The organism is Krasilnikovia sp. MM14-A1004 (genome assembly GCF_047159485.1).
Classification (GTDB): domain Bacteria; phylum Actinomycetota; class Actinomycetes; order Mycobacteriales; family Micromonosporaceae; genus Actinoplanes.
Window position 1 is genome coordinate 6,352,785 of sequence record NZ_AP038773.1, and the last position, 16,852, is coordinate 6,369,636.

16 protein-coding genes are annotated in these 16,852 nt (G+C 73.3%); 9 read left to right on the plus strand and 7 right to left on the minus strand.

From position 1 onward, the window contains the following. Nucleotides 1-33 precede the first annotated feature (33 nt). The 3 genes from serC (at nucleotide 34) to ACMCNN_RS27610 (ending at nucleotide 2,948) form a co-directional block, all read left to right on the plus strand. Nucleotides 34-1,158, plus strand: a complete 1,125-nt coding sequence (serC, locus tag ACMCNN_RS27600; protein ID WP_412743409.1) for a phosphoserine transaminase — start codon at nucleotides 34-36, stop codon at nucleotides 1,156-1,158. Between the two features lie 182 nt (nucleotides 1,159-1,340). Further along, the gene (gene sepH, locus ACMCNN_RS27605) at nucleotides 1,341-2,438 is read left to right on the plus strand and encodes a septation protein SepH (protein ID WP_412743410.1); all 1,098 of its coding nucleotides are present in this window, start codon (nucleotides 1,341-1,343) and stop codon (nucleotides 2,436-2,438) included. Nucleotides 2,439-2,477: 39 nt separating this feature from the next. Beyond that, nucleotides 2,478-2,948: a hypothetical protein gene (locus ACMCNN_RS27610; protein WP_412743411.1), complete on the plus strand. Its 471-nt coding sequence runs from the start codon at nucleotides 2,478-2,480 to the stop codon at nucleotides 2,946-2,948. Nucleotides 2,949-2,966: 18 nt separating this feature from the next. Here ACMCNN_RS27610 and ACMCNN_RS27615 read toward each other — a convergent pair whose 3' ends face one another. From ACMCNN_RS27615 to ACMCNN_RS27625, 3 genes are all read right to left on the minus strand, one after another. Then, on the minus strand, nucleotides 2,967-4,298 hold the full coding sequence (locus ACMCNN_RS27615) for an MFS transporter (RefSeq protein ID WP_412743412.1): 1,332 nt from the start codon (nucleotides 4,296-4,298) through the stop codon (nucleotides 2,967-2,969). 67 nt (nucleotides 4,299-4,365) lie between these two features. Then, entirely contained in the window at nucleotides 4,366-4,812 is a 447-nt protein-coding gene (locus tag ACMCNN_RS27620; RefSeq protein ID WP_412747290.1) for a MarR family winged helix-turn-helix transcriptional regulator, read from the minus strand. Nucleotides 4,813-4,894: 82 nt separating this feature from the next. Then, on the minus strand, nucleotides 4,895-6,328 hold the full coding sequence (locus ACMCNN_RS27625; protein WP_412743413.1) for an NCS2 family permease: 1,434 nt from the start codon (nucleotides 6,326-6,328) through the stop codon (nucleotides 4,895-4,897). Between the two features lie 130 nt (nucleotides 6,329-6,458). Here ACMCNN_RS27625 and ACMCNN_RS27630 point away from each other — a divergent pair, with 130 nt between their 5' ends. Next, entirely contained in the window at nucleotides 6,459-6,689 is a 231-nt protein-coding gene (locus ACMCNN_RS27630) for a DUF2530 domain-containing protein (RefSeq protein ID WP_412747291.1), read from the plus strand. On the opposite strand, the gene ACMCNN_RS27635 is transcribed toward ACMCNN_RS27630, so the two are convergent. Further along, on the minus strand, nucleotides 6,686-7,525 hold the full coding sequence (locus ACMCNN_RS27635) for a DUF3027 domain-containing protein (protein WP_412747292.1): 840 nt from the start codon (nucleotides 7,523-7,525) through the stop codon (nucleotides 6,686-6,688). The genes ACMCNN_RS27630 and ACMCNN_RS27635 overlap by 4 nt on opposite strands. An 85-nt stretch (nucleotides 7,526-7,610) precedes the next feature. Here ACMCNN_RS27635 and ACMCNN_RS27640 point away from each other — a divergent pair, with 85 nt between their 5' ends. The 3 genes from ACMCNN_RS27640 to ACMCNN_RS27650 all read left to right on the plus strand — a co-directional run bounded on the left by ACMCNN_RS27640 (nucleotide 7,611) and on the right by ACMCNN_RS27650 (nucleotide 11,159). Then, entirely contained in the window at nucleotides 7,611-9,584 is a 1,974-nt protein-coding gene (locus ACMCNN_RS27640) for an MFS transporter (protein WP_412743414.1), read from the plus strand. Beyond that, nucleotides 9,581-10,252, plus strand: a complete 672-nt coding sequence (locus ACMCNN_RS27645) for a futalosine hydrolase (RefSeq protein WP_412743415.1) — start codon at nucleotides 9,581-9,583, stop codon at nucleotides 10,250-10,252. The genes ACMCNN_RS27640 and ACMCNN_RS27645 overlap by 4 nt, the downstream gene beginning before the upstream one ends. A 79-nt stretch (nucleotides 10,253-10,331) precedes the next feature. After that, nucleotides 10,332-11,159 carry a 1,4-dihydroxy-6-naphthoate synthase gene (locus tag ACMCNN_RS27650; protein ID WP_412743416.1) on the plus strand — a complete coding sequence of 276 codons (828 nt, stop codon included), beginning with the start codon at nucleotides 10,332-10,334 and terminating at the stop codon, nucleotides 11,157-11,159. On the opposite strand, the gene ACMCNN_RS27655 is transcribed toward ACMCNN_RS27650, so the two are convergent. The 3 genes from ACMCNN_RS27655 to ACMCNN_RS27665 are packed head-to-tail and all read right to left on the minus strand — an operon-like array spanning nucleotide 11,156 to nucleotide 12,412. After that, nucleotides 11,156-11,542 (minus strand): cold-shock protein, encoded by a 387-nt coding sequence (locus ACMCNN_RS27655; protein ID WP_130510422.1) that lies wholly within the window; start codon nucleotides 11,540-11,542, stop codon nucleotides 11,156-11,158. The two genes, ACMCNN_RS27650 and ACMCNN_RS27655, sit on opposite strands and share 4 nt — an antisense overlap. A 46-nt stretch (nucleotides 11,543-11,588) precedes the next feature. Continuing rightward, entirely contained in the window at nucleotides 11,589-12,215 is a 627-nt protein-coding gene (locus ACMCNN_RS27660) for an HAD family hydrolase (RefSeq protein WP_412743417.1), read from the minus strand. After that, nucleotides 12,212-12,412 (minus strand): hypothetical protein, encoded by a 201-nt coding sequence (locus tag ACMCNN_RS27665; protein ID WP_412743418.1) that lies wholly within the window; start codon nucleotides 12,410-12,412, stop codon nucleotides 12,212-12,214. The genes ACMCNN_RS27660 and ACMCNN_RS27665 overlap by 4 nt, the downstream gene beginning before the upstream one ends. Before the next feature lie 78 nt (nucleotides 12,413-12,490). Here ACMCNN_RS27665 and ACMCNN_RS27670 point away from each other — a divergent pair, with 78 nt between their 5' ends. Beyond that, nucleotides 12,491-14,923 (plus strand): helicase-associated domain-containing protein, encoded by a 2,433-nt coding sequence (locus tag ACMCNN_RS27670; protein WP_412743419.1) that lies wholly within the window; start codon nucleotides 12,491-12,493, stop codon nucleotides 14,921-14,923. A gap of 262 nt (nucleotides 14,924-15,185) precedes the next feature. Beyond that, nucleotides 15,186-16,847 carry a DNA repair helicase XPB gene (locus ACMCNN_RS27675; protein WP_412743420.1) on the plus strand — a complete coding sequence of 554 codons (1,662 nt, stop codon included), beginning with the start codon at nucleotides 15,186-15,188 and terminating at the stop codon, nucleotides 16,845-16,847. Nucleotides 16,848-16,852 lie beyond the last annotated feature (5 nt).

Consider the following 16,852-nt stretch of genomic DNA (forward strand, 5'->3'; position numbering starts at 1 on the left):
ACCGCAGCGCAGCAAGGGCCAGGAGGGCATGCCATGGAAGGCGCCAGCATCCGGATTCCGGACGAGATCAAGCCGGTGGACGGGCGGTTCGGCTCCGGGCCGAGCAAGGTCCGCCCCGAGGGCGCCGAGGCGCTGGCCGCGGTCTCCCGCACGTACCTGGGCACCTCGCACCGGCAGCGGACCGTCAAGGACCAGGTGGCGCGGCTGCGCCGGGGGGTCGCGGAGTTCTTCTCCGCCCCCGACGGCTACGAGGTGATCCTCTCCAACGGCGGCACCAGCGCGTTCTGGGAGACCGCCGCGTTCGGGCTGGTCCGGGACAAGGCGCAGTTCGCGGAGTTCGGCGAGTTCGGCGCGAAGTTCGCCAAGGCGGTCGCGGACGCGCCGTTCCTGGCCGAGCCGACCGTGCACCGGGCGCCCGGTGGCCAGGCGGCGTTCCTGCGTGCCGAGGCGGGCGTCGACGTGTACGCCAGCGTGCACAACGAGACCTCGACCGGCGTGGCCGTACCGGTGCGCCGGGTGGCCGGGGCCGACCCGGGAGCCCTGCTGCTCACGGACGCCACCTCGGGCGGCGGCAGCCTGGACGTCGACGTGTCCGAGACGGACGTGTACTACCTCGCCCCGCAGAAGGCGCTGGGCTCCGACGGCGGCATCTGGCTGGCGCTGATGTCCCCGGCGGCCATCGAGCGGGCGTTCGAGGTCAAGGGCACCGGGCGCTACATCCCGCAGTTCCTCGACCTGGTGACCGCGATCGAGCAGTCGCGGCTGGAGCAGACGTACAACACCCCGGCGCTGGCCACGGTGTTCCTGGCCGCCGAGCAGCTGGACTGGATGAACGCGCAGGGCGGCCTGGCCTGGGCCGCCAAGCGCAGCGCCGAGAGCGCCGCCGCCCTGTACGGCTGGGCCGACCGCAGCGACCACGCCACCCCGTTCGTCACGGATCCCGCGTTGCGCTCGAACGCGGTCGCCACCATCGACTTCGCGGACGGGGTGGACGCGGCCGCGCTGGCCACGGTGCTGCGGGCGAACGACATCGTGGACACCGAGCCATACCGCAAGCTGGGGCGCAACCAGCTGCGGATCGCGCTGTACCCCACCGTGGACCCGGCCGACGTGGAGGCGCTGACCGCCTGCATCGATTACGTCGTGCCCCGACTGTGACGCCATCGAGCCGAAGATCATCAACGCAGGTCAACGAGTCCCCGGCGTGGCTTACCCCCATTGGGTGACCGGTCGGCGTACGGTGTTGGCGAAACGCATCCGGGTAACTGAGTCTCGGGTGCACGGGCGCCGAGCCGGTCGGCGCCGGTAGGCAGGGCCCAGCGACGGGACGGAGGCAACGCATGCGGCCGGTACGCTTCGTCGCCCTTTCCGAGGACGGTCAGGCGCTGGTGCTCGCCGACGAGGTCGGGCGGCTCCTGGCACTTCCGCTCGACGACCGGATCTCGGGTGCGCTGCACACCGACGGCCACCACCACCCGCCCGCCCCGGTCGGGTCGGCGGTCGCGGTCGTCGCCCACGAGACGACGCCGTCACTGTCGCCGCGCGACATCCAGTCCCGCATCCGTTCCGGCGAGTCCGCCGAGGACGTGGCCCGGATCGCGGGTGTCCCGGTCGACCGCGTGCTGCGCTACGCGGGCCCGGTGCTGCAGGAGCGGGCCATGCTGGCCCAGCACGCGCGCCGGACCAGGCTCAAGACCTCCGACTCCGGCGCGGCGCTGGCCGAGGTGGTGGACAGCCGGCTGGCCCAGCACGGCATCGACACCGACAAGATCTCCTGGGACGCGTACCGGCGGGACGACGGCACCTGGCGCATCGTCGCCACCTGGCCGTCCGGCAAGGCCACCGCGCAGGCGATGTGGGATCTCGACAAGAGCCGCCAGATGGTGTCGCCGCACGACGACATGGCGCAGTACCTGTGCGCGGAGCGGCCGACCCAGATCCTCGGTCAGGACCCGGCTCCGGAACGCGGCCACGGCCTGCCCGGCCCGACGCGCTCGGTGGAACCCACCCGCGGTGGCCACGGTCTGCCCAGCGCCCCGGCGGTCGACACGCCCCGGCCCGCCCGCGAACCAGCCCGCCCCGGCCGTGACCCGATCCGCGCGGGCCGCGACGCCCTGCTGGCCTCATTGGACCGCCCGCTCGGCAGCGGCCCGGGCCGTGGCCTGGAGCCGGCGACGCATCCCGAGCCTCGGCGGCCCGTGGCGGGCGGAGCGGCGGCGTTGCTCGGTGGCGGTGCGGGATCCGCGTTCGACGACGACGCCGACCTGCCCAAGGAGGTCCCGGCGGTGCCGTCGCTGGCGGTGCTGCGCCCGCGCCGGGCGGCCGGCCAGGGTGGTCAGTCCGGTGGCGACGGCGAGGAGAACAAGCCGCGCAAGCGCCTCCCGAGCTGGGACGATGTGCTGTTCGGTGGCGGTCCCGCGGCCCGCGAGAGCTCTTGAGCGACTAAAGCGCTTGCGGGGCCCGCTACCGTCTCGATCATGGTTTACGAACCCCCACCGGTCACGCCGGATGCACTGCGCGCGATGCTGACCGAAGAATGGACGACCATCCCGCTGCGCATCCCCGGCGGGTGGGAGGTCAGATCCAACGGCTTGATCGCCCGGCTCCTGCCGTCCGGTGAGTGCGAGGTCAGCGACAGCGAAGACCTGATCTGGCTGGCCAAGAGCCCGCCCCCGAACGACAAGCCCTACGAGACGGACCCGACGTCGCCGTGGCGGGAACTCCAGGTCGACCTGGGCTGCTACGGCGCCAAGGGCGAGGACGCGATGATCGGCACGCCCGGCTGGGACGGCTGCTACCGGCTGGTCCTGCTGGAGCCCGACTGGGATCACCAAACCGCATCGTGGACGGGCAAGGACATCTACGAGGCGATCGCCATGCTGCAGCGCTGGCTGCACACCCTGTCATGGACCGGCGCCCTGACGCCCGACTTGGTGACCACCGACTGAAACAGCCGGTTGACCGGGTCACGCCGCGGCCGTCGGCCGAGAACACTCGACGGACGTGGCGGGTTCGGCGGTGGGCGCCGCCGGGTGCACCAGGGTGAGCCGTGGGCGGGGCCTGAACCGCAGCCTGAGCCGCTCGCCGCTGGAGATCAACTGCCAGGCCAGCGTGCCGAGCGCCGCGACGAAGCAGATCAGACCGGCGAGCCAGATGCTCGCGGGCACCCCGAAGTGCTCACCCCACCACCCGGCCAGCGAGGCTCCGATCGGCGTGGTGCCGAGGAAGACCAGCACGTAGAGCGACATGACCCGCCCCCGGTACGCCGCGTCCACCCCCATCTGCACCCGGTGGTTGGCGGCCTGGGCGAGGAACATGGAGAAGAACCCGGTCGGGACGAGCAGCAACGCCGCCACCGCGAACGTGGGCGCGAAGCCGAGCGCGAACTCCAGCAGCCCGAACGCGAGCGCGGCGCCCACCACGACGTACATGCTGGGGCGGGCCCGGCGGGCACTGCCCGCGAGGGCCCCGGCGAGCGCGCCCACCGCGAGCCCGGTGCTGAGCAGCCCGAACGACGACGGGCCCGCGTGGAAGTTGATTTTCGACAGGGCCGCGAGGGTGACCGGGAAGTTGAAGCCGATCATGCCGACCACGGCCATCAGCGCGATCGGCAGCACCAGGTCCGGCCGGTTGCGCACGTAGCGCAGGCCGTCCAGCAGGCCGGCTCGCCCGGCCTTGCGGGTGCGCTCCTCGCGGTACAGCTCGGCGGGGCGCATCCGGCGGTAGCTGAACACCGGCGCGACCGACAGCGCGGTGGCGATCAGGAAGACCGGGCCGGTGTGCAGGGTGGCCAGCGCGATCCCGGCCAGTGCCGGGCCCGCGATGCGGGCGGAGTTGAAGGTGGCCGCTGACAGGGCGAGCGCGTTGGGCAGCAGCGGCAGCTCGACAAGCTCGGAGACGAACGACTGCCGGACCGGGGTCTCGATGGCGTTCGCGACCCCGAGCAGCGCGGCGAACAGGAACACGTGCCACAGCACGACCACCCCGCTGGCGACCAGCACCGCGAAGGTCATCGCGGTGACCGCGAACGCGGCGTTGGCGAGGATCAGCAGCTGGCGCTTGTCGTATCGGTCGGCCAGGGTGCCACCCCAGAGCGTCAGCAACAGTACGGGCGTGAACTGCAGCGCCGTGACGACGCCGAGGGCGCCGGGCGAGTTCCCGGACAGGTCCAGCACGAGCCAGTCCTGCGCGGTGGACATCATCCACACGCCGACCAGCTTGATGAGCTGCCCGGTGGCGAAGTATCGATAGTTGCGAACCTGCAGGGACCGGAAGGTCGTGCTCAGCACTGCCCGCACTCGGGTGCGCCTCCTGTCGGGTCGTACGCGTCATCGTCGTGTGACGGGACGACCGGAGGCGGCGGCGTCAGCCGCGGGCGACCTGGTGCAGTATCCGCGCGGCGCGGTCCAGGGTGTCGCGTTCGTCCGGGGTGAGTTGGGCCAGCTGGGTGGCCAGCCACTCGTTTCGGGCCCGTTCGAACTGCGCGTACACGGCGCGGCCCTGTTCGGTCGGGGCCAGGATGACCTGGCGGCGATCCGTCGGGTGCGGTGTACGGGCCACGAGACCCTGGTCCTCCAGCTTCCCGACGATCTTGGTCATCGTCGGGGGCTGGACCCGTTCGGTGTCGGCGAGTTCCCGCGGGGTCAGCGCGCCGGCCAGCTGGAGGCTGGTCAGGGCGGAGAGCTGACTGAACGTGAGGTCGCCGACCGGACGGGCCTGGCGGACGCGCCGGTTGAGCCGGGTGATCGCCTCGCGCAGCAATTTGGCCAGCTGCTCTGGTGTCTCCCGCTCCGCCGCCACAGACCGTCCCATCACGTTGGTTAGCCTAGCTAATGAGCTTGGCTAACGACATCCGAATTGCGTATGACCGCCGTCACCGCGCACGGTAACGCACCTACAACAGCACGGCCTCCAACGGACCCCGCAGGAAGTACAGGACGAACAGGGCGGCGACGCCGTACAGGATCGGGTGGACCTGGCGGGCGCGGCCCACGGCCAGCTTCAGCACGACGTACGTGAGCACCCCGGCGCCGATGCCGTTGGAGATCGAGTACGTGAACGGCATCAGCGTGATCGTCAGGAACGCCGGGACCGCGATCTCGTAGTCCGTCCAGTCGATCTGCCGGACCGCCGCCAGCATCAGGAAGCCCACCACCACCAGCGCGGTCGACGCCGCCTCGAACGGCACCACGACCACCAGCGGCGCCAGGAACATCGCCAGCAGGAACAGCCCGCCGGTGACCAGGTTCGCCACCCCGGTCCGGGCCCCCTCGGCCACACCGGAGGCGCTCTCCACGTACGAGGTGTTGCTGGACACGCTGGCCGCCCCGCCCGCCGCCGCGGCGACCGAGTCGACCAGCAGGATCTCGCGGGTACGCGGCGGCATGCCCTCGGCGTCCAGCAGGTCACCCTCCTGGCCGACCGCGACCATCGTGCCCATCGTGTCGAAGAAGTCCGTGATCAGCAGCGTGAAGACGAACATGAGCACCACCAGCCACCCCGCCGTGCGCCACGCGCCGAGCACATTGAACTGGCCCAGCAGCGACAGGTCGGGTTTGCTGACGATCGACTCCGGCAGCTTCGGCACGTTCAGCCGCCACCCGCCGGGGTTCGGCTGGCCGTTCAGGAACGCGGGGCCCACCTGCACGACCGCCTCCACGACGATCGCCAGCACGGTCGTGGACAGGATGCCGATCAGGATCGCCCCACGGACCCGCTTCACGAACAGGACCAGGGTGAACAGCACCCCGAGCACGAAGACCAGCTCCGGCCAGCTGGTCAGCCGGCCGCCGACGCCCAGCTCCACCGGGACCGTGGTGTTCGCCGAGTCCGGGATCCGCCGCACGAGACCCGCGTCCACCAGCCCGATGAGCATCAGGAACAGGCCGATACCCGCCCCGATCGCGGTCTTCAGCTGCGTCGGCACGGCCCGGAACACCGCCGTACGCAGGCCGGTCAGCACCAGGATCCCGATCACCACACCCTCGATGACCACCAGGCCCATCGCATCGGCCCAGGTCATCTCCGGCGCGATCTCGTACGCCACCAGCGCGTTCACGCCCAGGCCCGCGGCCAGCGCCAGCGGGAACCGGGCGACCACGCCCATCAGGATCGTCATCACGCCCGCCACCAGCGCCGTACCGGCGGCCAGCGCGGCGATCGGCAGCCTGGCGCCGTCCACGTCCACCCCGGCACCGAGAATCAGGGGGTTGAGCACCACGATGTAGGCCATCGTGAAGAAGGTGGCCAGACCGCCGCGCAGCTCCCGCCCCAGCGTGGAGCCCCGCGCGGAGATCTCGAAGAACCGGTCGAAACCAGTCGTGGACACAGGCGTCCTCCCGGTACGGGCATCGATGTCGATGATCGTGTCAGAGCACTACGGGTCGATGGAAGATCAGCTGTGTTACAAAGGGTGAGTGACCAGCGAGAAGCCGCGGATCGAGCCGCTCGACCCGCCGATGGTGCCGTTCGCCGTCGCCGGGATGGCGGCGTTCGCGGTGGCCAGTCTCGTGCTGCTGCTCAACCGCGACTGGTTGCAGGCCCACGGCCACACCGACTGGCTGTGGATCAGCATCGCGGGGTTCCTGCTGGGCGTACCCGGCCTGCTCACGATGATGCGGCACGACGCGAACCGGCGCCGCCGGCGCGCCCTGAGCCACCCCGAATTCCGCGTGACCGACCCCGGCTAGGAATGCCCGTACGGCTCGGCGGGCTCGCCCGTCTCGACCGAACCCGGGCCCCGGCTCACCGCGACCGGCTCTACCTCGCTGTCGTCGTACACCGTCGGCAGCTCGTCGACCGGCTGCTCGGAGGAGCCCAGCAACGCCTCGGAGTGGGCGCCGCAGCCGTGGTCGGCGCTGACCGCCTTGCCGTCGTCCGGCGCGTACAGGTTGCCGCAGACGCCGAACATCTGCCGCATGGAACCCGCCAGCGGCAGGTAGAAGCCGCAGGTGCCGCAGCGGGCGGTGCGCGGGGCGGCCGTCGAGATCGGCGCCTCCGGACCGGCGTCGCCGTCGTACCAGCGCTGGGCGGCCTCGACCCGGCCCTCCCGGGACATCACCCGCGCCCGGCCCAGGCCCGCCTCCCAGGAGACGGCCTCGACCGCGGGGTCGTCGCTCAGTACGTATCCGGGGGCCAGGCGCTCGTCGTCCGGGGCGGTCGGCATGAGGTCGCCGACGCCGAGATCGCCCGGCTGCACCCGCTCGTGCCACGGCACCCAGCCCGGTGCCAGCAGCGCGTCGGGGCCGGGCAGCAGCACGGTCTCGCAGACCGTGACGTGACGGCTGCGCGGCACCCGGGTCACGGTGACCGCCCACCGCCAGCCGCGATACCCGGCCAGGTGACTTTCGAAGAAATGGGTGACGACCCGGTCCCCGTCGGCCACCGCCTCGAGATGCTCGCCGACATCGGCGGCATCCACGTCGGTGATGGCCCCGCGGGCCACTCCGACGGCATCGGCGCAGACCTGGTCGAGGCGGGCCGTGCGGGCGGCGGTGCTCCTGGTCACCCGATCATTGTCCCCTATCGGTGGCCGCTCGCCGCACCGACTCCCCCAGATCACGGACCATTGGCACGGGACACCTGTCGCCGCCATCAGTCAGGATGAGGCAATGCCACTGCTAACCAGCATCGGACGGGCCCTCGGCACCGGCATCAAGGCCGGGCGGCTGCTGGTCCGCGGCTCCGTACGCAGTGGCCGGTGGGCGACCCGCCGGGTCGGCGACGCCAGGGCGAAGGGCGCGGCGCACGAGATCGGCATGGTCCGCCTGTTCGACCTGCACGCGCTGTCCTGTGCCGGGGACACGCTGATCGCGATCGGGCTGGCCGGCACGATCTTCTTCAACGTGCCGCTGGGCGAGGCCCGCAGCAAGGTGGCCCTCTACCTGCTCGTCACGATGGTGCCGTTCGCCCTGCTGGCGCCGGTGATCGGACCGTTGCTCGACCACTTCCGGCACGGGCGCCGCTACGCCCTGGCCGTCACGATGCTCGGCCGCGCGTTCCTCGCCTGGCTGATCTCCGACCACCTGCACGGCCTCGGGTTGTATCCCGCGGCATTCGCGGTACTGGCGCTGTCCCGCGCGTACGGGGTGGCCCGGTCCGCCGCCGTACCCCGGCTGCTGCCCGACGGGGTCGGCCTGTCCCAGGTCGGCGCCCGCGCCAGTGTGTACGGCACGTTCGCCGGGGCGGTGGTGGCGCCGCTGGGGCTCGGCGCGTTCTGGTTCGGTCCGCAGTGGCCGCTGCGGGTCTCGTCGATCCTGTTCCTGGTCGGCATGGTGGTCGCGCTGCGGCTACCCCCGCGGGCCGACTCCGACCCGCCCGAGGAGGTCCCCCGGCCGATCCGTACCGCGCTGCGCCTGCGCCGGGGCCCGGACCGTCCGCTGTCCGGGCGGCTGGTCATCGCCACCCTGGTCGGCAGCGCCACCCTGCGCTGCCTGTACGGCTTCCTGCTGCTCTACTTCGCGTTCGCGGTGAAGGGCGGCCAGCTCTCCACCACCCTGTTCGGCCGGGACGTGGGCAGCCAGGGCGCGGTCGCGGTGATCGGTGGCGCGCTGGCCGTCGGCACGTTCCTGTCCACCGCGGTCGGCACGAAGCTGCACATCCGGCGCCCCACGGCGCTGCAGTCCAGTGGACTCACCATCACGGCCGGGGTCGCGGTCCTCGCCACGATCTTCTACACCCTGGTGATGGTGGCGGCGCTGGCGCTGGCCACCGCCATCTTCAGCGGCATCTCGAAGCTCGCCGTGGACGCCAGCATCCAGGAACGCGTGCCGGAACGGTTGCGGGCCAGCGCGTTCGCGCACTCCGAGACCGTACTGATGCTGGCGTGGGTGGTCGGCGGTGCCGTCGGGATCATCCCGATGGACGGCCGGGTCGGCATGATCGTGGCCGCCGTGTTCGCGGTGGCGGCGGCGATCCGCGCGGCCGTGGTGGCCGGCCGTCTGCACGGCGACCACCTGCACGGCCGCCCCGACGCCACCGTCGAGGAGATCCCGCCCACCGGCCCGGACGCACCCGCCGACGACTCCTCTGTGCCCGGTGCGGTCCCGGCCGCCACCGTCCCAGCCGCCACCGTCCCGGCCCCCGCAGTCTCGGCCTCCGCTGTCTCGGCCGCGCCCAACGGGTCGGGCCTGCGGGCGGCGTCGCCCGGCGCGGCTCCGGCCGCAGGCCCGGACTCCGACAGGGGCAGCCGCCGACGGGGCCTCTTCCGGCGTCGCGCCGCGCGGCCCGAGCCAGGACCTGCGCGGCCCGAGCCAGGACCTGCGCGGCCCGAGCCAGGACCTGCGCGGCCCGAGCCGGGAACCGCCCGGTCCGAGCCGGATGCCGGCCGGTCCGAGCCGGATGGCGCCCGGTCCGAGCCGGATGGCGCCGGGGTCGTGCCGCCGGGTCGGCGTTCGGCCGGCCGGGCCGCTGCCACCGCGACCGAGAACGGCGCGCCGCCGCCTCCGGCATCGCGTGATGGTGAGTCCGGGGAGGCGGCCGGTGCGGCGCTCGCACCGCCCGGCTACCACATTTACCGGCCCTCGTCGGCCACCCGCCACGAGGTCACCGGGAACGACGCCGATTCCGGTCAGGCCGACCGGTGAGCGCGCCGGACCCGATCGTGAACGCGCCGGACCTGCTCGTCGTCACGGCCGTGGCGGCGGAGGCGGACGCCGTACGCGCCGGTGCCGACCCGGCCCGCGTCCGGGTCGAGCCCGTGGGGGTGGGACCCGCCGCCGCCGGGGCGGGGACGGCCCGGCTACTGGCGCTCGCCGAGGCGGCGGGCACGCCGTACCGGGCGGTGCTCAGCGCCGGGATCGGCGGCGGCTTCCCCGGCCGGGCCGCGGTCGGCGCGACCGTCCTCGGCGTGCGGGCGGTCGCCGCGGACCTCGGCGCCGAGACGCCCGACGGCTTCCTGCCGGTCGAGCGGCTGGGCTTCGGCACGAGCGTCATGTCCGCGGACGACACCCTGGTCAAGGCCCTCGGGAAGGCTCTGCCGGAGGCGGTGACGGGCGACATCCTGACGCTGGCGACGGTCACCGGCACGGCCGCGACGGCGGCGGACCTGGCCACCCGGTTCCCGGCGGCCGCCGCCGAGGCGATGGAGGGGTACGGCGTCGCCTGCGCGGCCGCCATCACCGGTACGCCGTTCGCGGAACTGCGGGCCGTCTCGAACGCGGTCGGTCCGCGCGACCGCCAGGCGTGGCGGATCCCCGAGGCACTGAGCGCGCTGACCCGTGCCGCCCGAGCGCTGTCCACGCTCGGAGTCTGAACACCCGGAGTGTGGTGTGGTGAGGCGGACATACGCCTGGTGAGGCGCCCGGGACCGTCGTCGGGATACGGTCGGATGCGTGGCGCTCACCCTGGCGGCTTCGCCGTGTCCCAACGACACATTCGTCTTCCACGCGTTGGTGCACGGCCTCGTGCCGGGGGCGCCCAAGATCGACATGACGTTCGCGGACGTGGACGTGACCAACCGGGCCGCCGAGAAGGGCGAGTTCGACCTCGTCAAGGTCAGCTACGCGGCGCTGCCCTGGCTGCTCGACCAGTACCACCTGCTGCCGTGCGGCGGCGCGCTCGGGCGCGGCTGCGGACCGCTCGTGCTGACCAACGGGGATCCCCGCTGGGCCGACGGCGACCTGCGCGGCGCGACAGTGGCGGTGCCCGGCGACCGCACCACGGCGTACCTGCTGTTCCGGCTCTGGACCGGCTGGCGGGCTCCGGCCCGGATCGCGGGCGTGCCGTTCCACGAGATCATGCCGGGGGTGGCCACCGGCCGGTTCGACGCCGGCCTGGTGATCCACGAGGCCCGTTTCACCTACCACCAGTACGACCTGACCGCGCTGGTCGACCTCGGCGAGTGGTGGGAGAAGGACACCGGCATGCCCATCCCGCTGGGCGCCATCCTGGCCCGCAAGGGCGCCGTCGACCCGCACGAGGCCGCCGAGTGGATCCGTACCTCGGTCAGCATGGCGTGGGCGAACCCGGACGCCAGCCGGGACTTCGTGCTCGAACACGCGCAGGAGATGGAGCTGGACGTGGTGCGCCAGCACATCGAGCTGTACGTCAACGAGTACACCCTGGACCTGGGCGCGGAGGGGCTCGCCGCCGCCGACACGCTGCTGGAGCGGGCGGCGGCGGTGGGGGTCATCCCCCTGATCGAGCCACTGACCGTTTAGACCTCCAGCTCGCGGGCCACCGCGTGCACCAGCTGGGCGACCTTCTGAGCCGTCTTCTTGTCGGGGAAGCGACCCCGGCGCAGGTCCGGCTGCACCTTCGCCTCCAGCACCTTGATCATGTCCTCGACGAGGCCGTGCAGCTCCTCGGCCGGACGGCGGCGCAGCTCGGCCACCGACGGCGGCGCGTCCAGCACCTTCACGCCCAGCGCCTGCGCGCCCTTGCGGCTGTCGACCACGCCGAACTCGATGCGCTGACCCGCGCGCAGCTCGGCCACGCCGGCGGGCAGCGACCCCTTGGGCAGGAAGACGTCGCCGCCCTCATCGCTGGTGACGAAGCCGAACCCCTTCGCCGCGTCGTACCACTTCACTCGACCCGTGGGCACCGCTGACCTCAACTTCACTCAATGGACACATGCGCTCACGGCTAGGCTATCCAGCCGCGTGGCCGGACCCAACCGCAATCTCCCGCAGTAGCGGGGGGAACTCCGTGAGGTCGGGCAGCGCGTAGCCGGCGCCTGCGGCGCGCAGTTCGTCGACACTGCACGGACCAGTGGCCACCCCTACCCCCGGAATCCCGGCGGTGGTGGCGGCCACCATGTCGGCGACGTGGTCCCCGACGTACCAGTGGACCTGGTGCTCGACCAGCGCGGCGGCCTTGCCCTCCGCGAACAGGTCACCGGCGACCACGTCGGCGCGCAGGCCGAGGTGGGCCAGGTGCAGCTCGGCCAGGCGGCCCAGCTTCGAGGTCACGACCACCACCCGCAGGCCCAGCTCGCGCACCGCGGCCAGCGCCTCGACCGCGCCGGGCATCGGTACGGTCGGGGCGACGGCGTGGTCGGGATACAACTCCCGGAACGTGGCGACGGCTCCCTCGACCTCGTCCGCGGGGAACCACTCGCGCAGCTCGTGCCGCAGCGGCGGCCCCAGCCGGGTCACCGCCAGGTCGGCGTCGACGAACACCCCGGTCGCGGCCGTGAGCGCGCGGTACGTCGCCCGGATCCCCGGTCGCGAGTCGATCAGGGTCATGTCCAGGTCGAAGCCGACCGCTACCCTCACGAGCTGGTCGAAGGCGTGTATGTCAGCCGCTCCACGGGCAGCGGGAAGGTCTGGTCGTCGCCGAACGGGGACGGCGCGGCGGCACGGTCCGACACCAGCTCGGAGACCGCTAGGTAACCGTCCTTCGGCGTACGGGCCCGGCTGTCCTGAGCCTCACCGTCGGTCACCGCGGTGCCCGCTACCTTCGCCTTCGCCACGTTCGTCCCTCCTCAACGCTTCCGGGCCCACGCCCTGGGCCCGTCACCATCGTCCCATGGCGGCTAGCGTGGAACGCGATGGCCACCACCTTCGCCGACCAGCTGCGGTCCCTGCCGGACGCGGCACTCGGGGCGCTGATTCAACTGCGTCCCGACCTCGTCGTGCCCCTGCCCGCCGACATCTCGGCGCTGGCCGTGCGGGCCCAGTCCCGTGGTTCCGTGGCCCGCTGCCTGGACGCACTCGACGAATTCACCCTGCAGATCCTCGACGCGGCCCGGCTCAGCCGCGACCCCGACACCATCCTGACCTCGGTGGAGGCGATCACCGAGCTGGCCGCGGCGGCCCCCGCCGAGGACGTACGGGCGGCCGTCGACCGGCTGCGCGCCCGGTTCCTGCTGCACGGGCCCGAGACCGAGCTGCAGGTCACCGGCGCCGTGGACGAGGTGACCTCGCCGTACCCGGCGGGGCTGGGGCGGCCCGCGGACTACCTGGACCCGCTGGCGGCCGCGCTCTGCGCCGACCGGGCGAAGCTGCGCCGGGCCGTGCTGGCCGCGCCACCGCCCGCCCGCGCCGTGCTGGAGCGGCTGGCCGCGGGCCCACCGGTCGGCGCGCTGAACGCGGCGGCGATGGCCGAGCCGGTGCGCTGGCTGGTCGAGCATCACATGCTCGTCCCGGTCGGTGAGGCGGGCCGCGCTCCCCGGCCGGACGGGGAGCTGGTGGAGCTGCCCCGCGAGATCGGCCTGCTGCTGCGCCGCGATACCGGCCCGCTCGGGCCCCTGCGCCCGTTCGCGCCGACGCTGCCGTCGCCGGTGCGCGAGGCCAAGTCGGTGGACTCGGCCGGGGCCGGTCAGGTCATGGAGGCCGTGCGGATCACCGAGACGATCCTGGAGACGCTGGGCGCCGAGCCCGCGGCCGTACTCAAGACCGGCGGCCTCGGCGTCCGCGACCTCAAGCGCCTGGCCCGCGCCACCGGCCAGGACGAGGCCGCCACGGCGCTGCTGCTGGAGGTCGCGTACGCGGCCGGGCTGGTCGGCGAGGCGGACGCCTCCGGCGCCCCGCGCGGCGTGTACGTGAGCCGCGCGGGCGGGGCCGAGGAGATCTTCCTGCCGACCGGCACGTACGACCTGTGGCGGGCCACCGGCATCGCACAGCGCTGGGAGACCCTGGCCCGGTCGTGGCTGGCGATGACCCGCCAGCCGAGCCTGGTCGGCCAGCGCGACGAGCGGGACCGCCCGATCACCCCGCTGTCCCCGGACGCGGAACGGGCGGGCGCGCCGCAGGCCCGCCGGGAGGCGCTGCTGGTCCTGACGGCGGTGCCCGCGGGCACCGCCCCGAGCGTCGACGCGGTGCTGGGCCAGCTGGCCTGGCAGGCGCCCCGGCGGGCGCGGGGCCGGGAGGCCGCCCACCGGGACGCGCTGGCCGGGGCCGTCACCCTGGGCGTGGCCGCGCTCGGCGCGATCACCTCGTACGGCCGGCTGCTGCTGGACGACCCCGCCGAGCCCGACCCGGACCCGCTGGGGGTGCACGCGGAACCGGCCCCGGCCGGGTCGGACGTGGTCCGGGTGCTGGACGCGCTGCTGCCCGCGCCGGTGGATCACGTCCTGGTGCAGGCGGACCTGTCCGTCGTCGTGCCGGGCCCGCCCGAGCCGGAACTCGCCGCCGAACTGGACGTCGTGGCGGAGCACGAGTCCGCGGGCGGGGCGAGCGTGCACCGGGTCACCCCGGCCAGCGTCCGGCACGCCCTCGACGTCGGGTACGGCGCGGCCGACCTGCACGCCCTGTTCCGGCGGCGCTCGCGCACCCCGGTACCGCAGGCGCTCACGTACCTGATCGACGACGCGGCGCGCACCCACGGCGGGCTGCGGACCGGGTCGGCGGGGGCGTACCTGCGCAGCGACGACGAGGCGCTGCTGGCCGAGGCGCTGGCGGACAAGCGGCTGGCCCCGGTGGCGTTGCGCCGGATCGCGCCGACCGTGCTGGTCACCGCGTACCCGGTGGCGCGGCTGTTGGGCGCGTTGCGGGAGGCCGGGTACGCGCCGGTGGCGGAGGACGCGGGTGGCGCGGCGGTGCTGACCCGGCCGAAGGTGCGCCGGGCTGCCTCCCGTACCCCGCTGGCGGCGAAGGTGGCCGAGCAGGCCGGGCCCCCGCAGCTGGCCGGGCCGCGGCTGGCCGGGGTGGTGGAGCAGATCCGTCGCGGCGACATCGCGACCCGCGCGGCGCGCCGCGCGCCGGTCACGGTGCGGGCCGCGCACGGCCAGGCCGTGCCCGGCCTGACCGCGGTGCAGGCGCACGGTCAGGCGATGGCAGTGCTGCAGCAGGCCGTGCGGGACAAGGTCAGGGTCTGGGTCGGGTACGTGGATTCGCACGGCGCGACGCTGTCCCGGCTGGTCCGGCCCGTGTCGCTGAGCGCGGGCTACCTGCGCGCCGAGGACGACCGGACGGAGACGCTGCACACCTTCGCGCTGCACCGGATCACTGCCGCGGTGCCCGAGGGCGAGGAGCAGGAGTAAGGCACGGCGGACCGCATGCCCCCGTTGGCCTCGCGCACGCGGTCGTCCGCCGTTGCCACCCGGACGGGATCCGCCCGGGTCTGAAGCTTTGCACGCCGGGTCAAGCGCGGCCAGCAGCGTCGCGCCCGCCGGATCGAGCCCGGCCGGCAGCATCGCGCACACGCGGCGAACGGGCGGCCAGCGGCGTCGCGCGCACGCCGGGTGCGCGCGGGCGAGCCGTGTCAGACTGGAGGGTCATCGCTGGATCGTGGAAGGGCACGTGGTGAGCGGCGGACCCCTGATCGTGCAATCCGACAAGACCCTGCTGTTGGAGGTGGATCACCCCGACGCGCAGGCCTGCCGGATGGCGATCGCGCCGTTCGCGGAGCTGGAACGCTCGCCGGAGCACGTGCACACGTACCGGCTGACGCCGCTAGGGCTGTGGAACGCCCGCGCCGCCGGGCATGACGCGGAGAGCGTGGTCGACGGGCTGATCAAGTTCTCCCGCTACCCGGTGCCGCACGCCCTGCTGGTCGACGTCGCCGAGACGATGGACCGGTACGGCCGCCTGCAACTGCTCAACGACCCGGTGCACGGGCTCGTGCTGCGCGGGCTCGACAAGATCGTGCTGATCGAGGTGGCCAAGAGCAAGAAGCTGGCCGGGATGCTGGGCGCCCGCCTCGACGACGAGACCATCGTGGTGCACGGCTCGGAGCGGGGTCGTCTCAAGCAGGCGCTGCTCAAGCTGGGCTGGCCCGCCGAGGACCTGGCCGGGTACGTGGACGGCGAGGCCCACCAGATCGACCTGGCCGAGGACGGCTGGCACCTGCGCTCGTACCAGCAGGAGGCGGTGGACGGGTTCTGGGCGGGCGGCTCGGGCGTGGTGGTGCTGCCGTGCGGGGCGGGCAAGACGCTGGTCGGCGCGGCCGCCATGGCCGTCGCGAAGGCGACCACGCTGATCCTGGTGACCAACACGGTCGCCGGGCGGCAGTGGAAGCGGGAGCTGATCGCGCGGACGTCGCTGACCGAGGAGGAGGTCGGCGAGTACTCGGGCGAGCGCAAGGAGATCCGCCCGGTCACCATCGCCACGTACCAGGTGCTGACCGCGCGGCGCGGCGGCGCGTTCACCCACCTCGACCTGTTCGGGGCCCGCGACTGGGGCCTGGTGATCTACGACGAGGTGCACCTGCTGCCCGCGCCGATCTTCCGGTTCACCGCTGACCTGCAGGCCCGGCGGCGCCTCGGCCTGACCGCGACCCTGGTCCGCGAGGACGGCCGCGAGGGCGACGTGTTCTCGCTGATCGGCCCGAAGCGCTACGACGCGCCCTGGAAGGACATCGAGGCACAGGGCTGGATCGCGCCCGCCGAGTGCGTCGAGGTCCGGGTGACGCTGACGGACGCGGAGCGGATGGCGTACGCGGTGACCGAGGCCGAGGAACGCTACCGGGTCGCGTCCACGGCCCGGACGAAGCTGCCCGTGGTCCGCGCCCTGCTGGACCGGCACAAGGGCGAGCAGACCCTGGTCATCGGCGGCTACCTGGATCAGCTGCACGAGCTGAGCGAATACCTCGACGCCCCGATCGTGCAGGGCGCCACCACCAACAAGGAGCGGGAACGGCTGTTCGACGAGTTCCGCTCGGGCGAGCTGCGCACCCTGGTCGTCTCCAAGGTCGGCAACTTCTCCATCGACCTGCCCGAGGCCGCGGTGGCGATCCAGGTGTCCGGCACGTTCGGCTCGCGGCAGGAGGAGGCGCAGCGGCTGGGCCGGGTGCTGCGCCCGAAGGCCGACGGCCGCCAGGCGCACTTCTACACCGTGGTGTCCAGGGACACGATCGACACCGAGTACGCCGCGCACCGGCAGCGCTTCCTGGCCGAGCAGGGGTACGCGTACACGATCGTCGACGCGGACGACGTGCTGGGCCCGCCGCTGCCCACGGTGGACTGACCGGC